This is a genomic window from Arthrobacter sp. TJ-238 (genome assembly GCF_058269215.1).
Genome location: NZ_JBZCNH010000018.1, coordinates 1 through 1,985 on the forward strand (window position 1 = coordinate 1; position 1,985 = coordinate 1,985).

1 protein-coding gene is annotated in these 1,985 nt (G+C 63.9%); it reads right to left on the reverse strand.

Annotated elements, in window-relative coordinates; translation table 11 throughout:
- Positions 1–1,727: 1,727 nt before the first annotated feature.
- The coding region (locus tag AC4D2O_RS19120) for a hypothetical protein (protein ID WP_490908987.1) at positions 1,728–1,985 on the reverse strand (258 nt) is incomplete at its 5' end.

Sequence of the window (1,985 nt, forward strand, 5' to 3'; positions counted from 1 at the left end):
GGCGGCCGGGGCGACCACCTCCAACACCACACGCCAGGCGAGACCCCGCCCTGGAACGCGGCCGGCAGCGGTACACGACCGTGGACGACGCACAGTCAAGCTAGGCAGCCGGGAGCACTACCCCCTTGGATCGGCCGAACACAGCCGACGAACCCAGGCAGCCGTTGGCCGGAGAGGCCGGTAGCCATCAACGCGCCGGGGAGACCTGGACCCCATATCGGTGCGCCGGCGCGATCCGCTCGCCCCACGTGGGCGCACGCGAGGAGTCCACTGCCTCTGGGAGGACGAGCTGCCCCTTTCCGTCGATTGGACGAAGGCGGCCTTACCCGCCGCGCCGCTGAGCGGCACGCACGCGGCATACGGCCAGCTTGCCCGCGGGCGGGCTATGGGAACCTCCTCGGACCGCGAGTAGCTGCAGCGCTGCCTGCAGGAGCCACTTCCCCGTCGTCCCTCGTGGGCATCATCAGCGAAAGCATGAGACGCAGCAGCCGGCGTCCGGTGCCGTGCTTTCGAGCGACGTGGTCCTGAGCTGCGGCCGGTGGCGGGCCTGGCCCCAGGAGCGACGAGCTCGAAAGGGTGTTCACCGATTGCTCCGGAGGGTTGTGGTGTAGCCATCGACAGGTGTCACGCCAAGCACCGACATCAACCGATATCACCCCGACCACAGACAACGGAGAGCTGCCATGTCTCCGAGAGCCGGCGGAGACCCGTCATGATCGTGAACCGACCGAGGCCGGCCATCACCTCCGTTCCTGCCCAGCGGTGGTGAAGTACTGATCATGCTGCTTCCGCCATCCTGGGACGCAGGCCGTGACCGGCCGATGCTGCTCGAGGAGATCCTCGATCGTCCGGATGGGGCGGAGGCAGGCGGTGAGGCCCTCCCGCGCCCTTGCCGGGACGCTGCCTGCTGAGATTCCGGGCCTGAAGGATGCCGAGGACTCAGGTCTCGCCCCTACTGGATCGTTCCGCGTCGACGGCACCACGAGTTACCTGACCTCCCGCTCCATGGGGCAAGCTGTGCTGGAGCGGACCCTGCACTCCGGAGGAGAGGATCTCGGCCACCGACAGAACAACCAAGCAACAGCAGACCACGGCTCTCGGCAAGCGGGACTATGCCCACTGGCCACGGTGATGCTCAGCCGCACCACTGTGCTCCTGGCCCTGGCGAAGTACGGCCATCGTCTTTGGGTGGATGATCGACAAGACAGCGGGAGCTCTGACGGGTCGGCATGAATGGTCGACCGAACCACCTACCGGCTCACGCATAGTGGCCTCGCGGCCCGTAGGGCCGGAACCGGGATCCAGGGCCGCGCGTCAGGGACAGCGATCAACCGGCCACGAGCCTTCATCGGCAGAGCACATCAGCGGGTAGCACACTTTCCGCAGGCCCTCCCGGCTTCAAGCGCGATCCACTCCTGGCACGACTGCCCGAACGTCATCCTCCAGACGCACCGGGTTCAGATGCTCCGGAGCGTCATAGTAGGGGAGCCCACGCACGAGCGCAGGGCTCGACGGCCGGCGAGCAACCTGCACCATCGAGCACCCAACTGCCCCCGAACAACTCACCGGACGGGTGCCCGCACGGGGTGACGCAGACAACGCCGCTTCAGTTTGCTCGCACGGTGAGCGGCGTGTAATGTTTCATGAGTTGCCCCGGTGAGGGCAACCAACCCCTTCAAAAACTAGCGGTCGGTCCGTGCGCTCTAAAGCGAATCGGAATTAGGCCATTAATTGTCATGGGATTGTCTTGTCGTACGTCCTTTTCGCAGGCAGTAAGCCAAAGCGGAGGATTTGACAAGAGAAAACAGAATGAAATAAGCTGTAAACACAACGGCGAAGGAAAGCAGAGCCGAGAAGGTGCGAAAGCGCTGGTCCTGCAAGTAATCGAACGTTCCTGTTGTTTGAGAACTCAATAGTGTGCCAAGTTTGTTGATACCGATTGTTTTTTGATTGGTTGAATTTGCTGGTTGCCGCACCCCGTGTGG